Genomic DNA, 20,809 nt, shown 5'->3' with positions numbered 1-20,809 from the left:
AAGGCCGGTGTGTTGGAACAACAAGGAAGGGTTCGGCAGCGCTGAGGGCGGCCTGTTGAAGCGAGACTCGCATGGGAAAAACGGAGGGTCAAGAGAATGTATTTTCTGTGTATACAAATATAATTCACACAAAACACAGATCGAATAATATTTTTTATATGTAATTCATAGAGTTAGACGAGAACGACGAAATACCGACAAGTCGGTTATAGGAAAGTATAAGGTCGCTTTTGGAATGCTACGAAGAGAGGAAAACGGACGGGGTCGTAGAGGTCTGGAGTGGGGGCACTCCAGACAGATTCAAAAAAGCCGCGCGCCCTACCCTAACTCACGCTTGAGTTGCTCGCGATCCAACGCCCCATCCCAGCGGGCAATGAACAACGTGGCCACACCGTTGCCGATCACGTTGATCAGCGCACCGCCTTCCGAGATAAATCGGTACACGCCGAGCACCAGGACCAACCCCGCCGCCGGGATCACATCGATGGAGCCGAGGGTGGCAGCCAGGGTGATGAATGCGCCGCCGGTCACGCTCGCCGCGCCTTTGGAGGTCAGCAGCAGGATCAACAGCAAGGTCACCTGGTGATACAGCGACACATCGATGTCCAGCGCCTGGGCAATGAAGATCGCCAGCACCGTCATGTTGATGCAGCTGCCGTCGAGGTTGAAACAATAACCGGATGGCACCACCAGGCCGACGGTGGACTTCTCACAGCCGAGCTTTTCCAGCTTGCCCATCAGGCGCGGCAAGGCGGATTCCGAGGACGAGGTGCCCAGCACCAACACCAGTTCTTCACGGATGTACTTGAGGAACTTCCACAAGCTGAAACCGGCCAATCGTGCAACCAGGTTCAACACCACGAACACAAACACCAACCCGGTAAGGTAGTAGCACACCAACAGGTTCACGTAGGCCCCCAGCGATTGCACGCCGTATTTGCCGACGGTGAACGCCATGCCGCCAAAAGCCCCGAGCGGCGCCAGGTACATGACAATCTTGAGCATACGGAAAAACGCCTTGGCCACCAGGTCGATGGTGTTCAGCAAGGGTTTGCCGGTATCGCCCAACAGCTGCAGGCCAAACGCAAACAACACCGAGATGAACAGCACCTGGAGGATGTCGCCGTCGGTAAACGCGCCAAACACCGTACTGGGCACGATATGTGTGAGGAAGCCGACCACGCTCTGATCGTGGGCCGCCTTGGTGTAGCCGGCGATAGCCGATGCATCCAGGCTGGCCGGGTCGATGTGCATGCCCGCGCCCGGTTTGAGCAGGTTGACACCGATCAGGCCGATCACCAGGGCGATGGTGGTCAGTACTTCAAAGTAGATCAGGGATTTGAAGCCGATGCGGCCGATGCGCTTGAGGTCCTGCATGCCGGCAATGCCGCTGACCACCGTGCAGAAGATGATCGGCGCGATCAGCATCTTGATCAGCTTGATGAAGGTGTCGCCCAGGGGCTTCATCTGTTCGCCCAAACTTGGGCTGAAATGACCGAGGATCACCCCCAGCACAATGGCTGCGAGCACTTGCACATACAGGTGCTGGTAGAACGGTGTGCGCTGTGGCAGCGCTTGGATCGACGAGCTGATTATTTTTGTCATGGCTCTGCCTATAGGGTTTGTGAGAGACGTCGCTGGGGTTTCAGGTCACCACGTTGATCGGTTTATTGGCGGCGAATGCCTCGATGTTGGCCAGCAGCACCGCCTTGAGGCGTGCGACGCTGCTTTGGCTGGCCCAGGCAACGTGGGGCGTGATCAGCAAATTGGGGTGTTCACAGTGCAGCAACGGGTGATCGGCCTGCGGCGGCTCCACGTACAGCACATCCAGCGCAGCGCCGTCCAATTGACCACTGGCGAGAGCGGCCAGGACGGCGTTTTCGTCCACCAATGCACCGCGAGCGGTATTGATCAGCAAGGCGCCGGGTTTCATCCGCGCGATTTCGGCGGTGCCGATCAGGTAACGGGTCTGGGGCGTCAGCGGGCAATGCAGAGTCAGCGCATCAGCCTTGGCCAACACCTCGTCGAACGCCACGTAACCCGCCCTCACCTGCGGCGCGCCACGGTGTTCGGCAAACAGCACGGTGATGTCCAAGGCCTTGGCCAGGCGCGCGACACGGCTGCCGATATCGCCGCGACCGACGATGCCCAGGGTCGAGCCTTGCAGGTCCTGGATCGGCGCGCCGTGCACGCAAAAATGCGATGACTGTGGCCACAAGTGCGCCGAGGCAGCGCGGTACGCCAGCAAGTGACGGCGCAACGCAAACAGCGAGCCGATCACCGACTCTGCCACGCTGACCGCGCTGTAGGCCGGCACGTTGCACACCGTCACGCCTTGATCACGGCAGGCGGCGAGATCCACGCAGTCGTAGCCGGTCGCTGCCACGCAGATCAGCTTCAGGCGCGGCAATTGCTCAAGGGTGACGCGATCTAGGCGCACCTTGTTGGTGATCGCCACGTCGGCGTCGGCCAGGGCTTCGATGACGTGATCGGGGCGGGTGTGTTCACGCGCGGTCCAGTGGCTGGCTTGGACGGGACGCGCCAACGGAGACGGCAAGCTCGCACCGTCGAGAAACACGATATTCATGCGGGCACCTGCTCGGAAATTTCGATGAGGTTCAGGTCGGGGTCGCGCACATACACCGAGCGAATCGGGCCGGTTGCGCCGGTACGCAGCACCGGACCTTCGATGATCGGCCAGGTTTCAGCCTTCAAATGGGCAATCACTGCTTCCAGGGGAATACTGGCGATAAAGCACAGGTCCAGCGCGCCAGGCACCGGCAGATGGGCCTTGGGCTCGAATTCATGCCCACGCTCATGCACATTGATTTTCTGGTTGCCAAAACGGAACGCGACGCGGCCATTGCCAAAGGTCTCCAGGCGCATGCCCATGACGCGGGTGTAGAAGTCTTTGCAGGCGGTCAGGTCAATAGTCGTGAGGACCAGATGGTCGAGATGATCAATCATGATGGGCTACCTGTTGGGTCAGGGTGTGGACGTGTTCGGGAATGGGATGCAGGTCCAGGCGCTTACCGGCCTTGAGGATCTGGCTGGGCGTGGCGTGGCCGATCAGGCCGGGTAAGCGGGCAGATGCGGCCAGTACGCGGTCCAGCTGCAGGCCGGTGTCATAGCCCATCAGGTCGAGCATGTGCACCAGGTCTTCCATGCACACGTTGCCGCTGGCGCCGGGTGCATAGGGGCAACCGCCAAGGCCGCCCAGCGAAGCGTCGAAACGGTCGATCCCGGCCTGCAACGCCGCCAGGGTATTGGCCAGAGCCATGCCACGGGTGTTGTGAAAATGCAGGGTCAGTTGCAGCTCGGGAAAGCGCTCGCGCACTTGCCGCGACAAGGCTTCCACCTGTGTGGGATAGGCCATGCCGGTGGTGTCGCACAGCGTGACGCCGCGCACGCCGAGTTCGGCAAAACGCCCAACCCATCCCAACACATCGTCCGCCGGCACATCGCCCTGCATCGGGCAGCCAAACACCGTGGACAACGACACATTGACGGCCACCGGCCCATGTCCAATCACCCCCACGACATCCCTCAACTGGGCAAATGATTGATCACGGGTCATGCGCAGGTTGGAGCGGTTATGCGGCTCGCTCACCGACATCACCAGGTTGGCCTCGTCGATGCCACAACCCAGCGCCCGTTCGGCTCCGCGCACGTTGGGCACCAGCACCGTGTACTCCACGCCCTTTTGACGATGGATCCCGGCCATCACGGCCTCCGCATCGCGCAACGCGGGAATGGCCTTGGGTGAGGTAAACGAGGTCACTTCGATCTTGGCGTAACCGCACTGGCTCAGTTCGTCGATCAAGGCGATTTTCTGTTCGGTGTCGATAAAGGTCTTTTCGTTCTGGAAGCCGTCACGGGTCGCGACTTCCTGCAGGTACAGGCGTTTCATAGAGCTACTCCTTGATTCAGATCAGGCCGCGAGCGCGCCAGACTTCGCGGGTCGGCGCGTCGATACCGATGCCGTCAAGCACCGCATCGGTGTGTTGCCCAAGCGTGGGTGCGCGCGAGTGCACGTGGCCGGGGGTGGCCGTCAACTTGGGCACAATGCCGGGCAAGGTGACGGCGGTGCCGTCGTCCAACTGGCTGGCGAGCAGCATGTCGCGCGCCTGGTAATGGGGGTCGGCGGCGATGTCGGCGGCGTCGTAGATCTTGCCGGAGGGGATGTTGGCCTCCTTCAGCGCGGCCAGCACCGCATCGAGGTTTCTGTCGGCCGTCCAGGTGGAAATCGCCGCATCGATGCGCGCCACATGGCGCACGCGGCCGTCGTTCTGCGCCAGTTCTGGATCGTCGGCCAGGTCCAGGCGTTCGATCTTTTCCATCAGGCGCCGGTAGATGCTGTCGCCATTCCCTGCGATCAAGGCGTACTTTCCATCCTTGCAACGGTAGGCATTGGTCGGCGCGATACCTGGCAGGCTGCTGCCGGCCGGTTCGCGCACGCTGCCGAACACCGAATACTCGGGAATCAGGCTTTCCATCATGTTGAAAACCGACTCGTACAAGGCCACATCCACCTGCTGGCCCGCACCGCGATTCTGCTCACGATGGCGCAAGGCAAGCAGCACACCGATCACGCCGTGCAGCGCGGAAAGCGAGTCGCCTATCGACACCCCTACCCGCACCGGCGTACGGCCCGGCTCGCCGGAGAGATGGCGCAGGCCGCCCATGGCTTCACCGATCACACCAAAGCCCGGTAAGTCGCGATAAGGTCCGGTCTGGCCATAGCCAGAGACTCGCAACATCACCAGGCCAGGGTTGATCGATGACAGCTCATCCCAGCCAAGCCCCCATTTTTCCAGGGTTCCAGGTCGGAAATTCTCGATCAGGATGTCGGCGTCCTTGACCAGCCGCTTGACCACCTCACGCGCTTCGACCTGGCGCAGGTCGAGGGTGACAGACTGTTTGTTACGCGACTGTGCAGCCCACCACACTGACGTCCCGTCGTGCAGCAAGCGCCATTTACGCAGGGGGTCGCCGGTGACCGGTGGTTCGATCTTGATCACTTCGGCGCCGAACTCGGCGAGGATCTTGGCGGCGAAAGGCCCGGCAATCAGTTGGCCCATTTCGACCACCTTGATGCCTTCCAGGGGTAGGCTCATGACGTTGTCCGTTCTTGTTGGAGGTGATGGCCGGATAATCCCCCCAAAAACAGACCGTGAGAATGTCAAAGATTTCCACTACTCTTTCCTGACTGGAAACACGGAGGTGGAAATGATCAACCTGCTGCAACTGGACCTGGCCTCCCTGCGCCTGCTAGTGCTGGCCGCCAAAACAGAAAACCTCACCCAGGCCGCCAACAGCGCGCATATGACCGTTTCCGCCGCAAGCAAACGGCTGGCCGAACTCGAACGCGTCACCCACTGCACCCTGTTCACCCGCGTGCCCCGTGGCCTGCAACTGACTCCGGCCGGACGCGGACTGGCCGAGCATGCGCGCACCCTGCTCGACGTGGCCCAGCAAATGGCCCATGACGCCAACGACTACGCAAAGGGTGTGCGCGGCCATGTGCGGTTGTTTGCCAACACCTCGGCGGTGATCCAGTTCCTGCCGGCGGACCTGGCGAGTTTCCTGGCCGCCAACCCGCATGTGCGCATCGAGTTGGAAGAAGCCCTCAGCGATCGCACCATTCACGCGGTGGAAAACGGCGAGGCCGAGATCGGCATCTTTGCCGACAACGTGCCCGCTCCCGGCTTGCACATGCAGCCCTATCGACGTGACCGGCTGGTGGTGCTGGTGCCGCAAACCCATGCGTTGGCGCAGCGTTCAAGCGTGACGCTGGCCGACACGCTGGACTTCGATTATGTCGCCTTGAACCAAGGCAGCTCGCTGCTGCGCCGCATCAACGATGCCGCTGCCGGCACCGGCAAGCACCTCAAGGTGCGTATCCAGGTCAGCAGTTTTGATGGTATTTGCCGGATGATCGAAGCGGGACTGGGGATCGGCATACTGCCGTTGGGATCGGTGCATCCCGAGTTGCTGGCGTCCAAGCTGCGGGCGATACCGCTTGAGGGAGAATGGGCGTCGCGGACCTTGTATGTCGGCGTGGCCGATGCGACGCGCCTGTCGCCGGAGGCGGCTAACCTGTACAACTACTTGAGTGAGCTGGAGGTCGCACCTGCATAGAAACCTTCACTCGTGGCGACAGCAGATCAATCTGCGGCGAGGATAGGTTGCCATTCATGTAGGGGAAGGGACTTCAAGGCCTAACTTGTTAAATCGCAGGCAAAAAAAAGCCACTCGCTAGAGTGGCTTTTTCTTTGTGTTTGGAGCGGGAAACGAGACTCGAACTCGCGACCCCGACCTTGGCAAGGTCGTGCTCTACCAACTGAGCTATTCCCGCTTGGTGATGCGCATTCTATAGAAATCTCGTAACCGGTCAACCCTTTGATTCAAAAAAGTTTTATTTCTTTTCAACGGTCGTGCGCAGATGAGGCCAGGCAGCGCGTAGGTACTGGAGCATGGACCACAGCGTCAGGCCAGCCGCAATCAGCAGCAAGGCGTAGCCAGTCAGGACCCAGAAAGAGAAGTCCGACGGGTTGGCCAGCAGGATCACCAGCGCAAGCATTTGCGCGGCGGTTTTCCACTTGCCCATGTTGGACACGGCCACATGAGCGCGGGCGCCGATTTCGGCCATCCATTCGCGCAGGGCCGAGACGACGATCTCGCGGCCGATGATCACGGCGGCCGGCAGGGTCAGCCACAGGTTGCCGTGTTCTTGCACCAGCAGGACCAACGCGACAGCCACCATGAGCTTGTCGGCCACCGGGTCGAGGAACGCGCCGAACGGCGTGCTCTGTTCCAGGCGGCGGGCCAGGTAGCCGTCGAGCCAGTCGGTGGCGGCCGCAAAGGCGAACACTGAACTGGAGGCCGCATAGCTCCATTCGTACGGCAAATAGAACAACAAAATGAAAATCGGAATAAGCAGGACGCGTAGAACGGTGATCAGATTAGGGATATTCATCGGCACAACTGGCTACGAGGTGGAAAGGCATTCTACTCGCTATGCAGGCACAAGAGGCGTGGCACAGCCATGATACGAGCATAATTGAACGAATGTCTAACGGTGTTCTAACCCAAGTCTAACACTCGGGAATCATGGAGACAGGCCTTAACGATACCAGAAAGGACCGGCCTACAGAGGCGCCCATGTGCGCGATAAGGACCCCAGGCGAGGCCCCATGGGGGGGAACTGGCGGCTGAGCCATATTGAGGTGGTCATTCAGATTTTTCTGTCAGATTCTCAAAGGAGGCCCCACCGATTCGATACGGCGGGATCAATTCTAATAGCTGATTCGTGATGAAGGTCCGCGCCTTCAGCTTCGTATGTCCTGATGCGAGCAACCACAACGCTTTCTACAGCTTTCACAAGGTCTTCAATTTCAGAGAGCCTTGCCAATAACCCATCATAGCTGAAACCATTGAAGACCAGACCCGTAGGCCCCTCCCCGTATATGACTGACTTCGGGTCGTAAAAGGTGAGGTCCGTATGTGCAAACTGCTGGCTCCGCAGGTTGTAGAGAACGTCATGGAGAGCGCGTAGGTGCTTGGGTACGACGTCTTTAACGCCAAGCTCGTGCTTCCCCTTTCTACCTCTGTTCGTTGAGAAAGGCCGTATGTAAGCCACCGTGATATCACGCAGCAGAGCGTATTTGACGTCCAGCCGCTTATAGCGCTTGATCAGCTTAATTGAATCAAGTGCAGCTTCTAAGTCGAGCGAGTACATGTAGTGGAAAAAATAGCTCTCTTCGTTAAGCAGCTTCATCAAGCTTCGTCCTTAAGATCCCTACGAGAATCCCGCTAAGGTCACCCATCACAGCCACCAAGTAGAACACAGACGACATCCCCAAAGGTTTCGACAAGTGGACCACCTTGAACAACTCCGAGAGAGACAAGGAGTAAAGCAAGAAATCGGTAGGTGACACGGCGCGTCAGCAGGATCCGAAGGGACGGCCATACGGCCCTCATAGCTTCCTTCATTCCTGTTTGCTCCTTTAGGACTGCCCTTTGGAGGTGATGCTTATCAGCATAATCACCAAACCTCCGAGGGTCTTCGAGTGGTCTTTAAGGGGATATCTTTAGGCCCCCTATCCTAATAGTGAGGGGTTTTGGAGGCTTTGATACGCGGGGCTTCCAGCTATGGTGTCCCAAGGCCATACTCATGTACTACTCAAAGGAGAATGAGCGTGACTGAGATATTTGAGCTGTTGGGGGCTGCACTTCTCTCGATTGCAGGTAGTGGCGCAATCATCATGGCCCTCTCGTCATGGCTGGGAAAGGTCTGGGCAAGCCGGATTTTGATGACGGAAACCCACAAGCTGAACAAGGAGCTTGAGGAGACCAAGCGCAGCCTTGACCTTATAAAGGAAAATACTCTCCGCTTTCAAAACGACAAGATACTGACCTACAGAGCTGTAGCCGAAATAGTCGCAAGGCTTTTGGCCTCCCTCGACACGCATGAAGACGGTAGGTTGGTCGGTGAGGCCGCCCAGGCTCGATTCGATGAATTCAATGAGCAACGGTTAAAAGCTTACGGATATCTCGCAATGCTCGCGCCCCAAGCCGTAATGGACGCCTACGATGGCCTTATGGACCTACTACTACAAATAAGCAACGGTAATGCCGACTATGAATGGGCCGAGGTCCGCGCGAAGTCCCTTGCGATGATCAATACCGTCCGTGCAGACATTGGAATAGACAAGGATCCGATAGCTTACAACGGCAAGCATTAACCCGCTCTATATCCGAATTCTGAAATAAAGGGGCCCATTAAGGACCCCTCGTGTTTGTTGCTGTTACCTACCCCATTCCAAGAAGCTTCCAGAGCCCGCATCGTCCTCCCAGGACATCGTTATGTCGCCGCCAATGGTCAAGGACATGGCCGACTCATAGCCGTGCAATGGGTTTTCCATTTGAACCTCAAGGAAGTCTGCGAGCATCTCTTGGGCGCCTACCTCGGAATCCTTCTCCATGGCTTCAGTAAAGAACTGAACACCAATCGCCAGGGCGTCCAAGCGGTCATCATGAAGAAGGGAGCCCCGCTCTTTCGTGATCCGAGTGAGCTGGTAGAAGCCGCTGTATTTAACGTCTGTGGTCCCGTCAGGGTTTAGAGCTGACTGGTAGTCTTTCTCAATGACCGACTCTTGAACACACAGCTTATGGCTACCCAATACGGGCTCCAACACGTCGCATATACGTAGCTCTTTCTGGCCCTTCGACTTCACCTCAGTGACAGCACAACGGTGTGTACGGGTCATCACAGGGCTGAACAGCTTCACGTACATCCCGTCACCAAAGTTACCCTCAATGACCACTTCGTTAACCTTGTACTTCTTCCCGATATCGGCAAGGGCCTGCAAGGTCTTGTCGTCGTAACCACCACGGAACCCACCCCAGTCCATCAGGTAGATGTAGCCGTTCAGCATGTACAGAACTGCGTAGCCCGTTTCGTCCTTACCGCGCCCGCTTGGGTCAATCGCCAGGATCTTAGCGCCGTAGGTAGCCGTAGAGGCTCCAGCAGATTCATAGCGGTGATAACGGTCACCTTTAAGGCCGACGTTAGGAATCCCCTTGGCTTCGTTCCCCGTGTTCGGTAACCACTGAAGGGTTGTGGGTGCGGTGTCCATTGAGAACAGACCCACGATGAAGTCACGAAGCTTGAGCGGATACTTCTCGGCATCACTGAGGTTCGGGTTAAGCATGAACTGAAGTGCGAAGCCGCCTTTACCGTAGGACAGCTCCCGTTCCCGTAGGTCCGTATCATCGAACCGTACAGGGTCTGTAGGCTTCCAATACAGCGTGTCGTCACCTTCAAGCTCCTTGAGAAGCATAGGGGCCAACCTACTACCAGCACCGTGTGCGTAGCTCTCCAGGTCCTTGTGGTCCTTGGGATAACGCGCAGGCCAGATAGTCGTCACGTAGCCTTTATCTTCGAGGGACCTATAAAGGGTCATCTCGGTTTGAGGCGTGCCCAGGTAGATAATCTGGGACCCTGGCAACGGCTTTAGGATCGCGTCGAACTCTTGAACGAGTGTTGCCAGCGCTTCACGAGCTGCCTGAGTGGCGCTGTTCCCTGGGACCTCAACGTCATCCGCAATAAGGATGTCTGCACGGGAACCGGTAAGTTGGCCGGTGATACCCACGGACTTCACAGACGGCGAGTGGTCGGGCTTGGCCGGTCCCACGTCGAAGCTCAAGGAGCTATCCCGCTGCTTCGCGTTCGGTTTGAGGTGATGCAGAAACGGAAGTAGATCAATGATCCGTTTGATAAAGATGCTGTTGGCGTCCGCTCGTTCTTTCGAGGCCGACACAATGAGGAACTTCAGGTCCGGGTTATTCCAGAGCTTCCACACCACGAAGGCGCACGTAATGAAACTCTTCCCGATACCTCGGAAGGCCTGAAGGATGAACCGTTTGTCTTTCCCTGAGGAAAGGACCCGCGCCATGTCTATCTGACATCGTGTTGGCTTGGGTAAGTTGAGTGCTGCCCAGAGGACAAAAAGAAAGGCCACAAAGGACCTTTTCATTAAAGCTATGTCTTTTTCCGATTGATTCAATTGCCCTCCCTATTCTTTCTCTCCTTGTAATCTCCTTACAATTTGTTGAAGCGCATTTACTTGTTCGTCTGCGCGCTGGGCTTGCTCGATAAGAAATCGAGAAGTGTCTTGGTGTAGTTCGGCTTTACCATTACTGACGGGTCCACAACTACCTGTGACGTTGCAGACGGTTGAATCTGCAAGCTTGACTGACAGCCTGATACCGTCATCACGCAACCTATCAATAGTGCGTTGAGCCATGCCTTTACTGTTCGCGCTGTAGACCTGCCAGTTCTTCGAGACTTCGTTAAGAGCCTTTTGAGTTGCTGCACGTTCTTCCTCCCGTTTACTGTTGAACTGTATTTGCGCTTGGGCCTTCTCGTTGGATGCTTTAATGTCCCGGTCATGCCAGCCCTTGGAATAGATCCCAAGAGCCAACAAACAGGCACAGGCAAGCCCCAAGAAAATCTTGGTGATTGTTCCCATGGGTCTCCTTAATGCTTAGTGGGTGGTGCCGTAAAGTTCGTCATCAGAAAGATCACGCACAGCATCCAGAGAGGACGCCAAGTCACCCAAAAGCGATGCGTCAGGCTTCAACCGCTGAATGGTGAATTTATGACGCTCCAACAATTTCTCGATGGCGTTGTAAAGCTGTGGGGTCCGCTTCTCTTCATTGCGAAGATCCGCAAGCATGTATCGGGCTTTCTCTGTATCGATAGCTTCCAGCAGTTGTTCAAGTACATTTTCTGACATTAAGGTTTCTCCTTTGCTTTGACCTCCTTGACGGTCTTGTAGACGATCAGTGCTGTCTGAGTTAGTGAATAGATAATGGCCGCCGCATAAAACCAATCGGACATCGTTAAACCAGCAAAACGACTTGCTACATCAGCACCAGCCGCTGCCACAACGGGAGTGGCGCGAACCACCCCCTGCGTGAAGTCAATTTCAAGACTCAATTTGAATCCTCCTGTTATTGAAGGGCAGCGTCACGCATACCCCATAGGCCATTAAACCCATTGTTCGCACCGAAGGACGAAGTTCTGAACATTCGGCGTTGTGCCGTGTTGGTGTCCTCAAAGAGACACGCGATGTAGCTGTTAGGGGCTACGCTCAAATACATGACCGTGCCTACAGGCATATTGGCAAGCTCACGGAGGCCATAAAGCGCCGTGCGGTTTGCAACGGTGCCGCCATAGATACCGTAGAAGAACGTGTAGTTGAATGCGTCGTCTGTCAGCGGGTTCAGAGTTCCGTTAGCGAACGACCTGTCACTGAGCTGGACTACCTCCATCTTGTTCGGCTTAATCCGGTGGGCATCCATGAGTAGTTGCACACGCGCCTCAGTGGTGGACATTCGGCCAGCCAATGCTGCATAGGAGGTAGCTAAGGAGTTAGCCTCAGCGGCGCCCAAAGGAGTGATCACCCCAAACAGACGAGTCATCCACGCACCAGTAACATGAACCGGGTAGGTCTCAGCGCCGTGTCGTGCTGGGTTAGGCTCTACGTACGCACCACCACCTGCCCCCATCTTCTTATCCGTGATAATGCCGGTAGTCTTGATGGGAAAGCCCGGTCCAACACCACTTTGCCCGCCATGGGCGTTTGTCGGGTTCTGTACGTTTTCAGCACCGGGCACACCGCCTGCCCAAGCATCCGCAGCGTCTCCATAGAACCGCTCGGACGTGATGTGCCTGTGTTCTTGGAGTTGATCGCGAAAAATGTAAGGCCTCCACTGACGGTTGCCAGGTTGCGTTACTACACCGTTATCGCCGCGCTGAAACACACCGCCAATCGAACCCGGCTGTGCACCGTTAAGGTCCCGCATGCGGAACTTGCCGGGGCTTGAGTCAAGTACAAAGTGACCGCGCGCCCAAGGGTTCGCCTGCCACGTCGCCTCATCAGTTGCCGGGAATAGTCCAGCTCTCAGAGCTGCCACGAAACCCGGATAGACAGCCTGATCAAGTTCCTGCCCGTCATCTACAGCGAAGCCCTTGAAGGGTTGCGGACGGTAGCCCCACATGGACATACCGAGTTGGATACCCGCGTCGGCAGCGTCCTTTGCGGACTTCTCGGCAGAACCTTTAGATGCCTCAGCCTGACCAGCGAAGCCCCCCGCTGTAGATGCGTACCGACCAGCAGCGTTGTTAGAGGACTGTGCAGCATCAGCAGAAACCTTGGCGGAATCAGAATGCCCCTTGGCCGCATCAACCTGACCATCAATCTTGGCAATCTCATCGGTGGCAACCTTGGCGGAAGCCTTAGCATTGTCCTCTGATTTCTTAGCGTTGGTCTCAGCGGTCACGGCGCGGTCCTCTGACGCTTTCGAGTTTCTCTCGGAAACCTTCGCTGCGTCCCGAGCATCCTCAGAGGCATTACGGTTGCCCAATGTTGATGCAGCCCATGCCTGTTCCTGGCGCAGAGTTACCGCGTGGTCCGGCTGTGTCGCATCCGCAAGATTCACGATACGGCGCCCGCGCGCGTCAAGATCACCATCGTTATTCACAGCGATAGTGTCGGCGGTTAGGTCCCGCGCCTCTTCAGCGATATGCAGCGACTGTACTTGAGCGGTGTTCAAATCGTAGGCACGAAGTACCGAACCATCAGAGAAGTCCACAAGGCGTTCCGTAGCTGAAGTCAGGCGCCGAACCTCGATGCTCTCGAAGCCGTCACCTGGGCCCCACGCCTTCGTTGTCGTGATGGTCCTTTTTGTTGCAAATCGGTATTCCGAGCCCACAGTTAATACTTGCCGAGTAGCCCCCACGAGGGTTAGCACTACGAATTTTCGGGATAGATACTCAAACGGTACATCAAAGTCCCTACGCGATCCGTCGAGCGGATACATAAGGACTGTCTTTGGTGCGGCCATAACGCCCTCCTTTTAATAGGCAAAAGAAAACCCGCTATGTAAGCCGGGTCCTAATAGTGAGTAGTTTTGTCTTAGCGAATCTCTACGCCTTGTGACTCCATCATCATGAGCAACAGCTTCTGAGTTACTGGATCGTTGGGCACGAGACCGCGCAGGCCATTGAAAACGCCGGTCATGTATTCCTGATCAGCTCTACGAGAGTCGGAGCCCAGAGCCCCGAAGGCGTTGTAGCCAGTCTGATAGCCGTTCGCCAAGACGCCCATGGCCGGGACCTGTTCCGAAACACGCCCGAGGAACCCGGTGTATCGTTTGTCCTGTGTAGGGCTGTACTTCATTGCGCCTTGCTCTGGTTTCTCCTTGGCCCCTCGTGGGAGGATCGAAGAGCGCACAGCGGCGCCCTGGTCGAATCCGAAAGGAGCCGCAACGATATTCAGCAGCCCGAGCGGCGCGCCGATGTGAGAGCTACGGGACAGGCCCGCATAGGCCAACATCTTGGGATCAAGCGAACTCTTCAAGAACCCTTCACGCTGGTCCTTAGGCATGCCTGCCGCTTGGCTGTACTTCATCGCCACGTAGGTAGACACAGCGAGGCCCGTAGAGAGAACCGCTTGCATCGTCTGGTCAATTGCACGGCCATTCTTCGTAGCATCGTGATAGCCACGCACCAACCGAGAGTTGACGGAGCGCATCGTGAAGTTCTTGAACTGCATCGCCATCTTGACCCCTGCCCCATAGGCCACCGTATCGGCAGACGAAAGAGCGTGAGGCCTCAGGATGGTCTCGTGTGCGATCTTGTCGCCCATCCGCCACATGTCCATTGTCCGTGGATCGCGTTGAAGGGCTGCACGGTCCTTGATGGTGTATTTACCGTTCTTGCCCATAACCATGTGCTCACGGATAGAAGCCTTGATCCCCTCGAATTGTTCGGGAGTGATAGACATCGAGTGGAGTCTTTGCGGCTCGAATAGGCCCGACTTCCGCCCAGCCAATACGTGATCTACGAGGTCCGAAAGAACGCCCGACCGGCCAGCGTCTGCGATGTAGTTTGAAGACTCTGTGAGGAACTTCGTGAATGGGGACCGCGCCGATACTTCCTGAGTGATGTACTTGGCTGTTCCCACAGCGCTTGCCATCAATGGGTTTACATCCGCTTGGTCCCGAAGGCGCTCAATGATGTCGGAGCGTGTAGGCCGTAGGTGGTTATCCAGCTCACGCCCAAACACCATTGAATGCATGTCCTTAAGGTCGTTAGCGCTGATCTTGGAGCCCCATTGAGCCATATCACGAAGCAAGGGGACGCCCTTCAGAAGCATGCGTGTATGCCCCTTGGTGATCATGCCCGCAACCTCTGAGATTGATTGCACACCCATGTAGGCGTTCTTTGCGACAAAGCCCAGGTCTGAAAGAATCCGCGCCGTGGTCGCTAACGCCCCTTCAGGCTCTCGACGGGCCCGGCCCGTGAGGATCTTTATGGACTCTTCGAGGGCGGCTTTCTCGGTCTTGCTGGAGGCTTTCACCTTGGAGATGTCGTGTAGCAACTCCCCCGTGGTTCGCCCAGTTGCCCCCATGATCCCAATGTCACCGTTAACGCGACGGTCATAGCTCGGAGTAATCCGGCCCAGGTCGAATTCGCGAAGGTCGTTCACTGCGAACTGGGTCCCGTCAGAGAGTGGCACCGCCATATCAGAATCAAAGAGGTGACGCCCTTCGAGGAAGTTGTTTGAGGCTAATCCCATGCTACCGGGGACGCTTCCTTGGTCACCCACTGCCAGCAAGTTAGAGCCGTCGAAGTCGTCAGACTTGGCGATACCGAATGCCTTACGTGCGGCGTAGTCCTCGACAGCGGCTTGCAGGTCAGCGGGATCCAGTACGCGGCCCTCTCGGGTTGCCTGATCCGTCAGAAACTTATCTACACGAGCCTTTACATGTGGCCTCGCTGCATAGCTGGCGAGCCAGGATTCAGAGATTGCATGCTGAAGGCCTTCCTGATCACCGAAGCGTCGAAGATGTAGCGCCTTGGCCGCTGTCGAGTAGACGTTGGGAATGTATGAGCCAGCGTGTCGAGTCTCTGGGAGGATCGCTCGGGCATGCCGGTTACCAAACTGGGCAGGCGCTGCAAGGTAATCGGCTTTACGGTCGTAGTGAGCCCTTACGGTTTCCATCATCTTGCGTTCACCTGGGGTCAACTGTGCTGCCTTGGTCCCCGTGGAGTCCTCAATAGCTTCAGCAACACGACGGTTAACCATGTCCATGTGAGCCTGTCGGCCCCCTGCCTGCGTAGCAAACTGAGGGTCCTTAATGGCTTCCAAGAGCTGTTCCGACATCTTGTTGTAAGTGACATGATCCTGAGATGCGGTGCGCTCAATGATGTCCGAAGCGGTTGCCCCGAACTTACCGTTAGATCCGCTTACGGTGCCTGTCGGTGACCGGAAAAGCTGACCACCGATGTTCCTCACAGCTTCATTTTCAGAACGTAATAGCGTGTAGCCAATCTCTGTAAAGCCGCCCATAGAGGCCCCTTTGGCTGCTTGCTCGGTTGGCATGAATTGCTCAGCGTCCCGAAGGGTCATAGGGTTCAGGGGGTTTGAAGCAGACAGGATGGAACCGTCTTGAAGGCGAACGGCTCCCGGCTCGCTTGGGTGCGGTACTACATCAATCCCACCGATGTTCTCAGGGGCTTCACCGGCCAACCAAGGGAATCGGGAAGGGTCATCCATGCCAGTCTGTCGGGCTGTCTCACGAGCTTCCAGGCGAATCGCAGGACCCGCAAAAGGATTGTTATCGAAGCTCTCCATTTCAGGGTGCAAGTCGAACCGCTCGTTAGGTAGAGCCGACTCACCGTGCATAGCCAAGGTTTTCTCCAAGAGATCGTCAGGGACTTCCTCACGGGTTGGCTGTACGGCTCGTTGTGCCGCCCGGTCAAACAGAGCTGTAGCACCAGCGCCGAAGAGAGCGCCACCGACCAAAGCGGTCCCGTAGTGCCCCTCGATACCTGTAGCCGCCTCACGTAGTCCTTCGGACGCAACAGCGCCTGCACTGCCATACACAGCGCCTTGAGCCATACGGGAGACCAAACGGGTCCCTGTGGTACCTGGGATTGGCGCATAAGTCAGCGGGTCAACACCAGCAGAGATAAACCCACCGACAATCTGTGCCCCCGTGCCTGCCCTGTTGATTCGAGCCTCATAACCGGCGTTCTCCTTTGCCATCGCAATAGCCTGAGGGAGATTCGCTCGCTTGCCCTTCGAGTAATCCATGATGAAACCGAAGTACTGAGGGTCTACGCCCTCCTTGCGGATCATGTCGAAGTCATCGCGAGTCCACGAAGAGGTGTCTGTAGGATTCACCCACTCCAAAGGGTCCACGGCTTCCTGAGTGGCGTAGCGCAGAATCGAGGGAATCGGGGAAGTCATAACAGAGGCTTTCGTAGCGTCCCCTGTCCCCTCGAAGAACGTCTTTTCTGGCTTCGCCATCGACAGGTAATCGGGCTGGGTCACTGGGGCTTCACCACCCTTCATGCCCATGGCGCCAAGACCTGGGAGACCCTGACCTACTTGAATTGGGTTGTTGGCTGTAAGCCCCTGAGTGGCATCCTCAAAACTTACAGCTTTAGCCTTTGGGTGAATGCCTGGATCGGTCACCTCCATAGAATCAAAGTACTTCCGAGACGGGCTATCGCCGGACACGTCCAGCAGGTTGCGCATGTAGGTTTGACCCTCATGGCTGATCTTGGAGAAGTCGCCCTGATCAAACGCCGCCAACTGGGGAGCGCCGAGACGGCCTTGGCCCTGGTTGTATGCGAGGGCAGCTTTCAGTAAGTCACCGCCATAGGCCCCCTTGAGGTCTTTAAGGTGGCGCATGACAGCCGGGATAGCCTTCTGGGGGTCCATTCGATCCTCAGGGGACATCAGGCCGTATGCCTTGCCGGTCAACTCCGTGAACTGTCCGAGCCCAAGCGGGCCTGTTGGGCTCTTAGCCTCGGTCTTAAAGCGCGACTCGTTGAAGATCAGCTTATGGGCGAAGTCGTAGGGAATACCTTCGCGGTCGGCCTCTTGGCGGATCATAGAGTCGTAGGGGGTCCCTTTAGCCAGGACCTGTGCGTATTCGTCTTTGCTATTCAATGTGTTCTCCTTTGTGATTACTGTTTGCGGGCACCTCCCAGAATCCAACGCTCGTGCAAATCGTTAATGCGCTGGGCGCTCTTAACTCCGTCATCGAAACGTTTCTGTTGGGCTGTAGCGGCTTTCTCTTGGGCGTGCTTCTGCATGTCTTCACGGCTGATACGCATGCGCTTACCAATCATGTTTGAGATGTAGAGGACTCCCCCTTTGCTCTCGACAGTCAAACCACCGGCCCCCCATTCGGAATCTTTACGTAGGGCCTGCATGGTTTCGTCAATGTGTGCCTTCCCGGTTTCCCAAGAGGCGGAGTCGTTCGGGTCTACCATCAAGTCCCGTTTGCTAATCATTCCGTGGAAACTGTCCGCACTGGCAAAGCCGTTGTCCTCAACGAAAGACACTGTGGTTTTCTTGAGGTAATCGGACACAGCTCGGGAGGCCTCGTTGGAATCCCCAGAGCGCAAGGTGACTGCATCGAAAACGGCCCTTGCCTGGGTTTCAAAAGCCCCCGGTAAGAACTTGAGTTCCTTTGCGCTGCTGTCGTTCTTGACGGATGCCCACTGCTCATTCCGGTACTTCTGTTCATCCTGGGAGAGACCCTTTTTGGACTTCTCAGCATCGATCAGAACTTGCGGATCAATCCCCGACTCAGCGGAGTAACGAAGCTTCTCCAAGAGTCCTGCTTGATCCGGGAAGAGCTGGGAGATAGTCGCCGGGTCCGCTTGGTAAGCGCGTTGAAGCTCCTTGAGCCGTGGCATGTCACCTGCTGGTTCAGGACTGATTAACGCGCCCTGCCATTCCCGAGATGCGTCCGTAATGAGTGTCCCGAATGCGGCCTGAAAAGGCCCCTTGTCGTAGTCAGCTCGAAGCAAGGAAACCTTCATGGCGTCTTTCTGTTCGTCGGGAATCTGCAAGGCGTCTACCTGATTCAGCTTCTTAGCTGCGTAGGTCGCCATGTCACTCGCTTTCATCTCACCGGTGTTCTCGTTAACAGGAAGAAACTTCGGATCCACCGAGACGTTCTCCCCATTCATACGGCGCGTGTACGCGTCATCAATAACGAGTTGTCGGTTATCCGCCTGCGCAGCTTGTTGAAGCTTCATCAGTCCTTGCTGTGACGCTTGGGCGACTTTGTGAGAAAGCTGCGACTTTGCGTCGATCAGCATTTGCCTTTGCGGGGTCATCTCTGGCCCAGCCTGTACCCAGTCGTTCCCCTGCTCCAACTTGTTGAGCATTTGCCAGCCAGCAGCAGGATCACTCTGATTAATAGCGTTGGTGATACCGAGCTGGAATGTCTCGTTGCGCTTGGAGTCCCGCGTGTAGGCAGTCCCCATAGCTTTGACTCGTAGGTTCTCGTAGACCTCAGGGCCAAGTAGGTCCTTTACCTTGTACTGCGCCCCATAGACGTTAAGCGTCTGGTCTCCCAGGTTGTCCAAGAGAGTCGTACCGCCCTCCTTGTTGACCGCCTCCGAGGCCACCTGCTGAATCGCTTGAATAGCGTGGTGGTCGCTCGGGAAGAGACCCGATTGAAGCCCAGTGTTGATGTAGTTAGAGAACCATTGAGCGCTCGCAGGATTCGCCATAACCTTCGGATCATCCAGCATCGGCTGTGTATCCGCTCTGGTCTCAACAACCGACTGAGCCTCATAGTTTTTGGAGATCCATTGACCGTGGAGGTCGTACACCGCCGCGTTACGATTGGTGATGTCGGTGTTAAAGCCCTTCTGATAGAGCGAGTCGTTAGGGTCAATACCTGCGTCTTCCGCGTAACTCTTGCTGACCATCTCCATGCGGGTCTGTCGGTATTCATCAAGGTCCTTCCGGGTGCGAAAGGTGCCCTTCTGTATCTCTTGCTGAATCTCGGAGTCAACCTGATAGGCAGCGTTCCGGCCCGACTTAAGCCGTAGCTGGTCCATTGCATCTGGGTCGTCTTTGTAGAGCAACGTACCGTCAGCGATTGCCGCGCGGCGCTGCTCAGGGCTCAGCTTTCGGATAATTTCGTTAGAGCGTTCATCTGCTGTTTGCTGCTGTTGATCCCTAAGGGCTCCGTAAGCAGCGCCCGAACTCTTCACGAAGCTCGCCATACCTTCGGCAAACCCGTTACTTCCCGTGTAGTCACTAAGCTGACGCTGCGCCTGGAAGTTACCACCACCTTGCGCAGTGAAGCCTTTACGTCTCGCTGTGGTCTGCTGCGATTGGCCTAAGGCCTGTTCAATCGAATTCATTTAGTCGGTCCTCCTTGTGGTGTGCCTGCGCCTTTCGGAGCGGCTTTGGAAAAACCGCCGCCGGCTGCGTAACCTCCCAGACCCGCCCCTACGATGTTCAAGGCGTTCGCGATGTTGTTGACCTTTGCCCCCTGACCACCACCGCCACGAACAGCCGACCGGGCATTCTCGACAGCCCCAACACGGTTCTGAAAGATTGCCGCGTAGTCACGGTTGTAGTTGTCGGTAATGTTCATCTTCTCAGCGGATGCATCGTTGTCAGCCGAACGGCGAATGCGGTCAATAGAGTTACCAGACATACCGGACTCCCCCACCGCTGCGTTGATGGTCCCTCGATTGCGAATGGCCTGAAGGTTGACCTCGGTGAGTTGGCGTTGGGCCTCTTCACGCTTGTCCACCATCGTTAAGGCCGTGTCCGCGTCCTGCATGTTTGCTTGCTTGATAATTTCCTGTTGGTTCTTGCGCTGGGCATCTGTAGCAGCACCTTTAGCCTTGGCTTGTTCGGATGCTCCCATTGCTGCGCCAGCTACAGCGACCACGGCCAAACCAATAGAAACCGGTTCGCACATTGGTGACCTCCTATAGCCAGAATTGACGAAACCTACATCCAGCCGGGCTCATTACATGCCCCTTATCAAAGGTGGCACCGAGCGACTTCAAGAGGCGGATATGGGCGTGATTGTCCACGGACACACAATTGGTCAGTGGTGTGTTGTTGGGTAGCTCGTCTTTCACAAGCGCCAAGTGTTCCTTAAGGATCCTGTAGAACCGGAATCGCTCGGACTTCTTAAGCATCCCTACGACATTCGTAGTCACGAACCAAACAACCCCCTGCGCGTGCCCACCAACGGCCAACACGAGAGCGCCACACTTGATTGCATGTGTGGTTTCGTCGAGAGCTTTAGGGAGTACGTCAGAGGGTGTTCGTCCAGATTGAAGCGAGTGGAACTCCGCAAGATCACCAGCGGATAGGTCGTGAGATGCGGCCCATAGGTCCCCGTGTGTTGCCTTAACTTTGTGCATGCGTTGAGCCTCCCTATTGTTCGTAAT

At 56.6% G+C, this 20,809-nt stretch carries 19 protein-coding genes and 1 tRNA gene; 2 read left to right on the top strand and 18 right to left on the bottom strand.

Annotated features, from left to right (window positions below; translation table 11 throughout):
- Nucleotides 1–318: 318 nt before the first annotated feature.
- Genes dctA through OZ428_RS12875 form a run of 5 tightly spaced genes read right to left on the bottom strand, consistent with a single transcriptional unit; the run spans nucleotide 319 to nucleotide 5,117 of the window.
- Entirely contained in the window at nucleotides 319–1,605 is a 1,287-nt protein-coding gene (gene dctA / locus OZ428_RS12895; RefSeq protein ID WP_033903071.1) for a C4-dicarboxylate transporter DctA, read from the bottom strand.
- Nucleotides 1,606–1,645: 40 nt separating this feature from the next.
- A complete protein-coding gene (locus tag OZ428_RS12890; RefSeq protein ID WP_269133601.1) occupies nucleotides 1,646–2,587 on the bottom strand; it encodes a D-2-hydroxyacid dehydrogenase in 942 nt (313 codons plus the stop codon).
- A complete protein-coding gene (locus tag OZ428_RS12885) occupies nucleotides 2,584–2,967 on the bottom strand; it encodes a VOC family protein (protein WP_033903069.1) in 384 nt (127 codons plus the stop codon). Before OZ428_RS12885 ends, OZ428_RS12890 begins: the two co-directional genes overlap by 4 nt.
- Nucleotides 2,960–3,910: a hydroxymethylglutaryl-CoA lyase gene (locus OZ428_RS12880; RefSeq protein ID WP_269133600.1), complete on the bottom strand. Its 951-nt coding sequence runs from the start codon at nucleotides 3,908–3,910 to the stop codon at nucleotides 2,960–2,962. Before OZ428_RS12880 ends, OZ428_RS12885 begins: the two co-directional genes overlap by 8 nt.
- 16 nt (nucleotides 3,911–3,926) lie before the next feature.
- On the bottom strand, nucleotides 3,927–5,117 hold the full coding sequence (locus tag OZ428_RS12875; RefSeq protein ID WP_269133599.1) for a CaiB/BaiF CoA transferase family protein: 1,191 nt from the start codon (nucleotides 5,115–5,117) through the stop codon (nucleotides 3,927–3,929).
- Nucleotides 5,118–5,229: 112 nt separating this feature from the next.
- Between OZ428_RS12875 and OZ428_RS12870 the strand changes: the two genes are divergently transcribed.
- Nucleotides 5,230–6,141 carry a LysR family transcriptional regulator gene (locus OZ428_RS12870; protein ID WP_269133598.1) on the top strand — a complete coding sequence of 304 codons (912 nt, stop codon included), beginning with the start codon at nucleotides 5,230–5,232 and terminating at the stop codon, nucleotides 6,139–6,141.
- Nucleotides 6,142–6,282: 141 nt separating this feature from the next.
- Here OZ428_RS12870 and OZ428_RS12865 read toward each other — a convergent pair.
- From OZ428_RS12865 to OZ428_RS34685, 4 genes are all read right to left on the bottom strand, one after another.
- Nucleotides 6,283–6,358 (bottom strand) — tRNA-Gly (locus OZ428_RS12865).
- 60 nt (nucleotides 6,359–6,418) lie between these two features.
- Nucleotides 6,419–6,979, bottom strand: a complete 561-nt coding sequence (pgsA, locus tag OZ428_RS12860; protein WP_003232771.1) for a CDP-diacylglycerol--glycerol-3-phosphate 3-phosphatidyltransferase — start codon at nucleotides 6,977–6,979, stop codon at nucleotides 6,419–6,421.
- Nucleotides 6,980–7,258: 279 nt separating this feature from the next.
- Nucleotides 7,259–7,780, bottom strand: coding sequence for a hypothetical protein (locus OZ428_RS12855; RefSeq protein WP_269133597.1), 522 nt, complete (start codon nucleotides 7,778–7,780; stop codon nucleotides 7,259–7,261).
- Between the two features lie 41 nt (nucleotides 7,781–7,821).
- On the bottom strand, nucleotides 7,822–7,983 hold the full coding sequence (locus tag OZ428_RS34685) for a gp19.5 family protein (RefSeq protein WP_442964835.1): 162 nt from the start codon (nucleotides 7,981–7,983) through the stop codon (nucleotides 7,822–7,824).
- A 212-nt stretch (nucleotides 7,984–8,195) separates the two neighbouring features.
- On the opposite strand from OZ428_RS34685, the gene OZ428_RS12850 reads away from it, so the two are divergent.
- Nucleotides 8,196–8,747: a hypothetical protein gene (locus tag OZ428_RS12850; RefSeq protein ID WP_269133596.1), complete on the top strand. Its 552-nt coding sequence runs from the start codon at nucleotides 8,196–8,198 to the stop codon at nucleotides 8,745–8,747.
- Between the two features lie 63 nt (nucleotides 8,748–8,810).
- On the opposite strand, the gene terL is transcribed toward OZ428_RS12850, so the two are convergent.
- The 9 genes from terL to OZ428_RS34675 all read right to left on the bottom strand — a co-directional run bounded on the left by terL (nucleotide 8,811) and on the right by OZ428_RS34675 (nucleotide 20,782).
- A complete protein-coding gene (gene terL / locus OZ428_RS12845; protein WP_269133595.1) occupies nucleotides 8,811–10,571 on the bottom strand; it encodes a phage terminase large subunit in 1,761 nt (586 codons plus the stop codon).
- Nucleotides 10,572–10,627: 56 nt separating this feature from the next.
- On the bottom strand, nucleotides 10,628–10,780 hold the full coding sequence (locus tag OZ428_RS34680) for an Rz1-like spanin outer membrane subunit (protein ID WP_442964834.1): 153 nt from the start codon (nucleotides 10,778–10,780) through the stop codon (nucleotides 10,628–10,630).
- A gap of 271 nt (nucleotides 10,781–11,051) precedes the next feature.
- Nucleotides 11,052–11,303: a hypothetical protein gene (locus OZ428_RS12835; RefSeq protein WP_269133592.1), complete on the bottom strand. Its 252-nt coding sequence runs from the start codon at nucleotides 11,301–11,303 to the stop codon at nucleotides 11,052–11,054.
- On the bottom strand, nucleotides 11,303–11,506 hold the full coding sequence (locus OZ428_RS12830; RefSeq protein WP_269133591.1) for a type II holin: 204 nt from the start codon (nucleotides 11,504–11,506) through the stop codon (nucleotides 11,303–11,305). Before OZ428_RS12830 ends, OZ428_RS12835 begins: the two co-directional genes overlap by 1 nt.
- Before the next feature lie 14 nt (nucleotides 11,507–11,520).
- Complete coding sequence (locus OZ428_RS12825; RefSeq protein WP_269133590.1) at nucleotides 11,521–13,416, bottom strand: phage tail fiber domain-containing protein; 1,896 nt, start codon at nucleotides 13,414–13,416, stop codon at nucleotides 11,521–11,523.
- Between the two features lie 71 nt (nucleotides 13,417–13,487).
- Nucleotides 13,488–17,537: a transglycosylase SLT domain-containing protein gene (locus tag OZ428_RS12820; RefSeq protein WP_269133589.1), complete on the bottom strand. Its 4,050-nt coding sequence runs from the start codon at nucleotides 17,535–17,537 to the stop codon at nucleotides 13,488–13,490.
- A 17-nt stretch (nucleotides 17,538–17,554) separates the two neighbouring features.
- Entirely contained in the window at nucleotides 17,555–19,759 is a 2,205-nt protein-coding gene (locus OZ428_RS12815; protein ID WP_269133588.1) for a hypothetical protein, read from the bottom strand.
- A complete protein-coding gene (locus OZ428_RS12810; protein WP_269133587.1) occupies nucleotides 19,756–20,328 on the bottom strand; it encodes a virion core protein, T7 gp14 family in 573 nt (190 codons plus the stop codon). Before OZ428_RS12810 ends, OZ428_RS12815 begins: the two co-directional genes overlap by 4 nt.
- A gap of 10 nt (nucleotides 20,329–20,338) precedes the next feature.
- A complete protein-coding gene (locus tag OZ428_RS34675) occupies nucleotides 20,339–20,782 on the bottom strand; it encodes a phage protein Gp13 family protein (protein ID WP_442964823.1) in 444 nt (147 codons plus the stop codon).
- Nucleotides 20,783–20,809 lie beyond the last annotated feature (27 nt).

Source organism: Pseudomonas sp. GXZC (assembly GCF_026967615.1).
Classification (GTDB): Bacteria; Pseudomonadota; Gammaproteobacteria; order Pseudomonadales; family Pseudomonadaceae; genus Aquipseudomonas; species Aquipseudomonas azotoformans_A.
The sequence above is the reverse complement of the archived record's forward strand: the minus strand, read 5'-3'. Positions and strand labels throughout refer to the sequence as shown.

Excerpts from the sequence above, each read along its gene's own strand:
- OZ428_RS12875 (WP_269133599.1), bottom strand. The coding sequence starts at position 5,117 with ATGAGCCTACCCCTGGAAGGCATCAAGGTGGTCGAAATGGGCCAACTG.
- OZ428_RS12810 (WP_269133587.1), bottom strand. The coding sequence starts at position 20,328 with ATGTGCGAACCGGTTTCTATTGGTTTGGCCGTGGTCGCTGTAGCTGGC.
- OZ428_RS12885 (WP_033903069.1), bottom strand. The coding sequence starts at position 2,967 with ATGATTGATCATCTCGACCATCTGGTCCTCACGACTATTGACCTGACC.
- OZ428_RS12890 (WP_269133601.1), bottom strand. The coding sequence starts at position 2,587 with ATGAATATCGTGTTTCTCGACGGTGCGAGCTTGCCGTCTCCGTTGGCG.
- OZ428_RS12835 (WP_269133592.1), bottom strand. The coding sequence starts at position 11,303 with ATGTCAGAAAATGTACTTGAACAACTGCTGGAAGCTATCGATACAGAG.
- OZ428_RS34685 (WP_442964835.1), bottom strand. The coding sequence starts at position 7,983 with ATGAGGGCCGTATGGCCGTCCCTTCGGATCCTGCTGACGCGCCGTGTC.
- OZ428_RS12870 (WP_269133598.1), top strand. The coding sequence starts at position 5,230 with ATGATCAACCTGCTGCAACTGGACCTGGCCTCCCTGCGCCTGCTAGTG.
- OZ428_RS12880 (WP_269133600.1), bottom strand. The coding sequence starts at position 3,910 with ATGAAACGCCTGTACCTGCAGGAAGTCGCGACCCGTGACGGCTTCCAG.
- dctA (WP_033903071.1), bottom strand. The coding sequence starts at position 1,605 with ATGACAAAAATAATCAGCTCGTCGATCCAAGCGCTGCCACAGCGCACA.
- OZ428_RS34675 (WP_442964823.1), bottom strand. The coding sequence starts at position 20,782 with ATGCACAAAGTTAAGGCAACACACGGGGACCTATGGGCCGCATCTCAC.
- OZ428_RS12815 (WP_269133588.1), bottom strand. The coding sequence starts at position 19,759 with ATGAATTCGATTGAACAGGCCTTAGGCCAATCGCAGCAGACCACAGCG.
- pgsA (WP_003232771.1), bottom strand. The coding sequence starts at position 6,979 with ATGAATATCCCTAATCTGATCACCGTTCTACGCGTCCTGCTTATTCCG.
- OZ428_RS12850 (WP_269133596.1), top strand. The coding sequence starts at position 8,196 with ATGAGCGTGACTGAGATATTTGAGCTGTTGGGGGCTGCACTTCTCTCG.
- OZ428_RS12825 (WP_269133590.1), bottom strand. The coding sequence starts at position 13,416 with ATGGCCGCACCAAAGACAGTCCTTATGTATCCGCTCGACGGATCGCGT.
- OZ428_RS34680 (WP_442964834.1), bottom strand. The coding sequence starts at position 10,780 with ATGACGGTATCAGGCTGTCAGTCAAGCTTGCAGATTCAACCGTCTGCA.
- OZ428_RS12855 (WP_269133597.1), bottom strand. The coding sequence starts at position 7,780 with ATGAAGCTGCTTAACGAAGAGAGCTATTTTTTCCACTACATGTACTCG.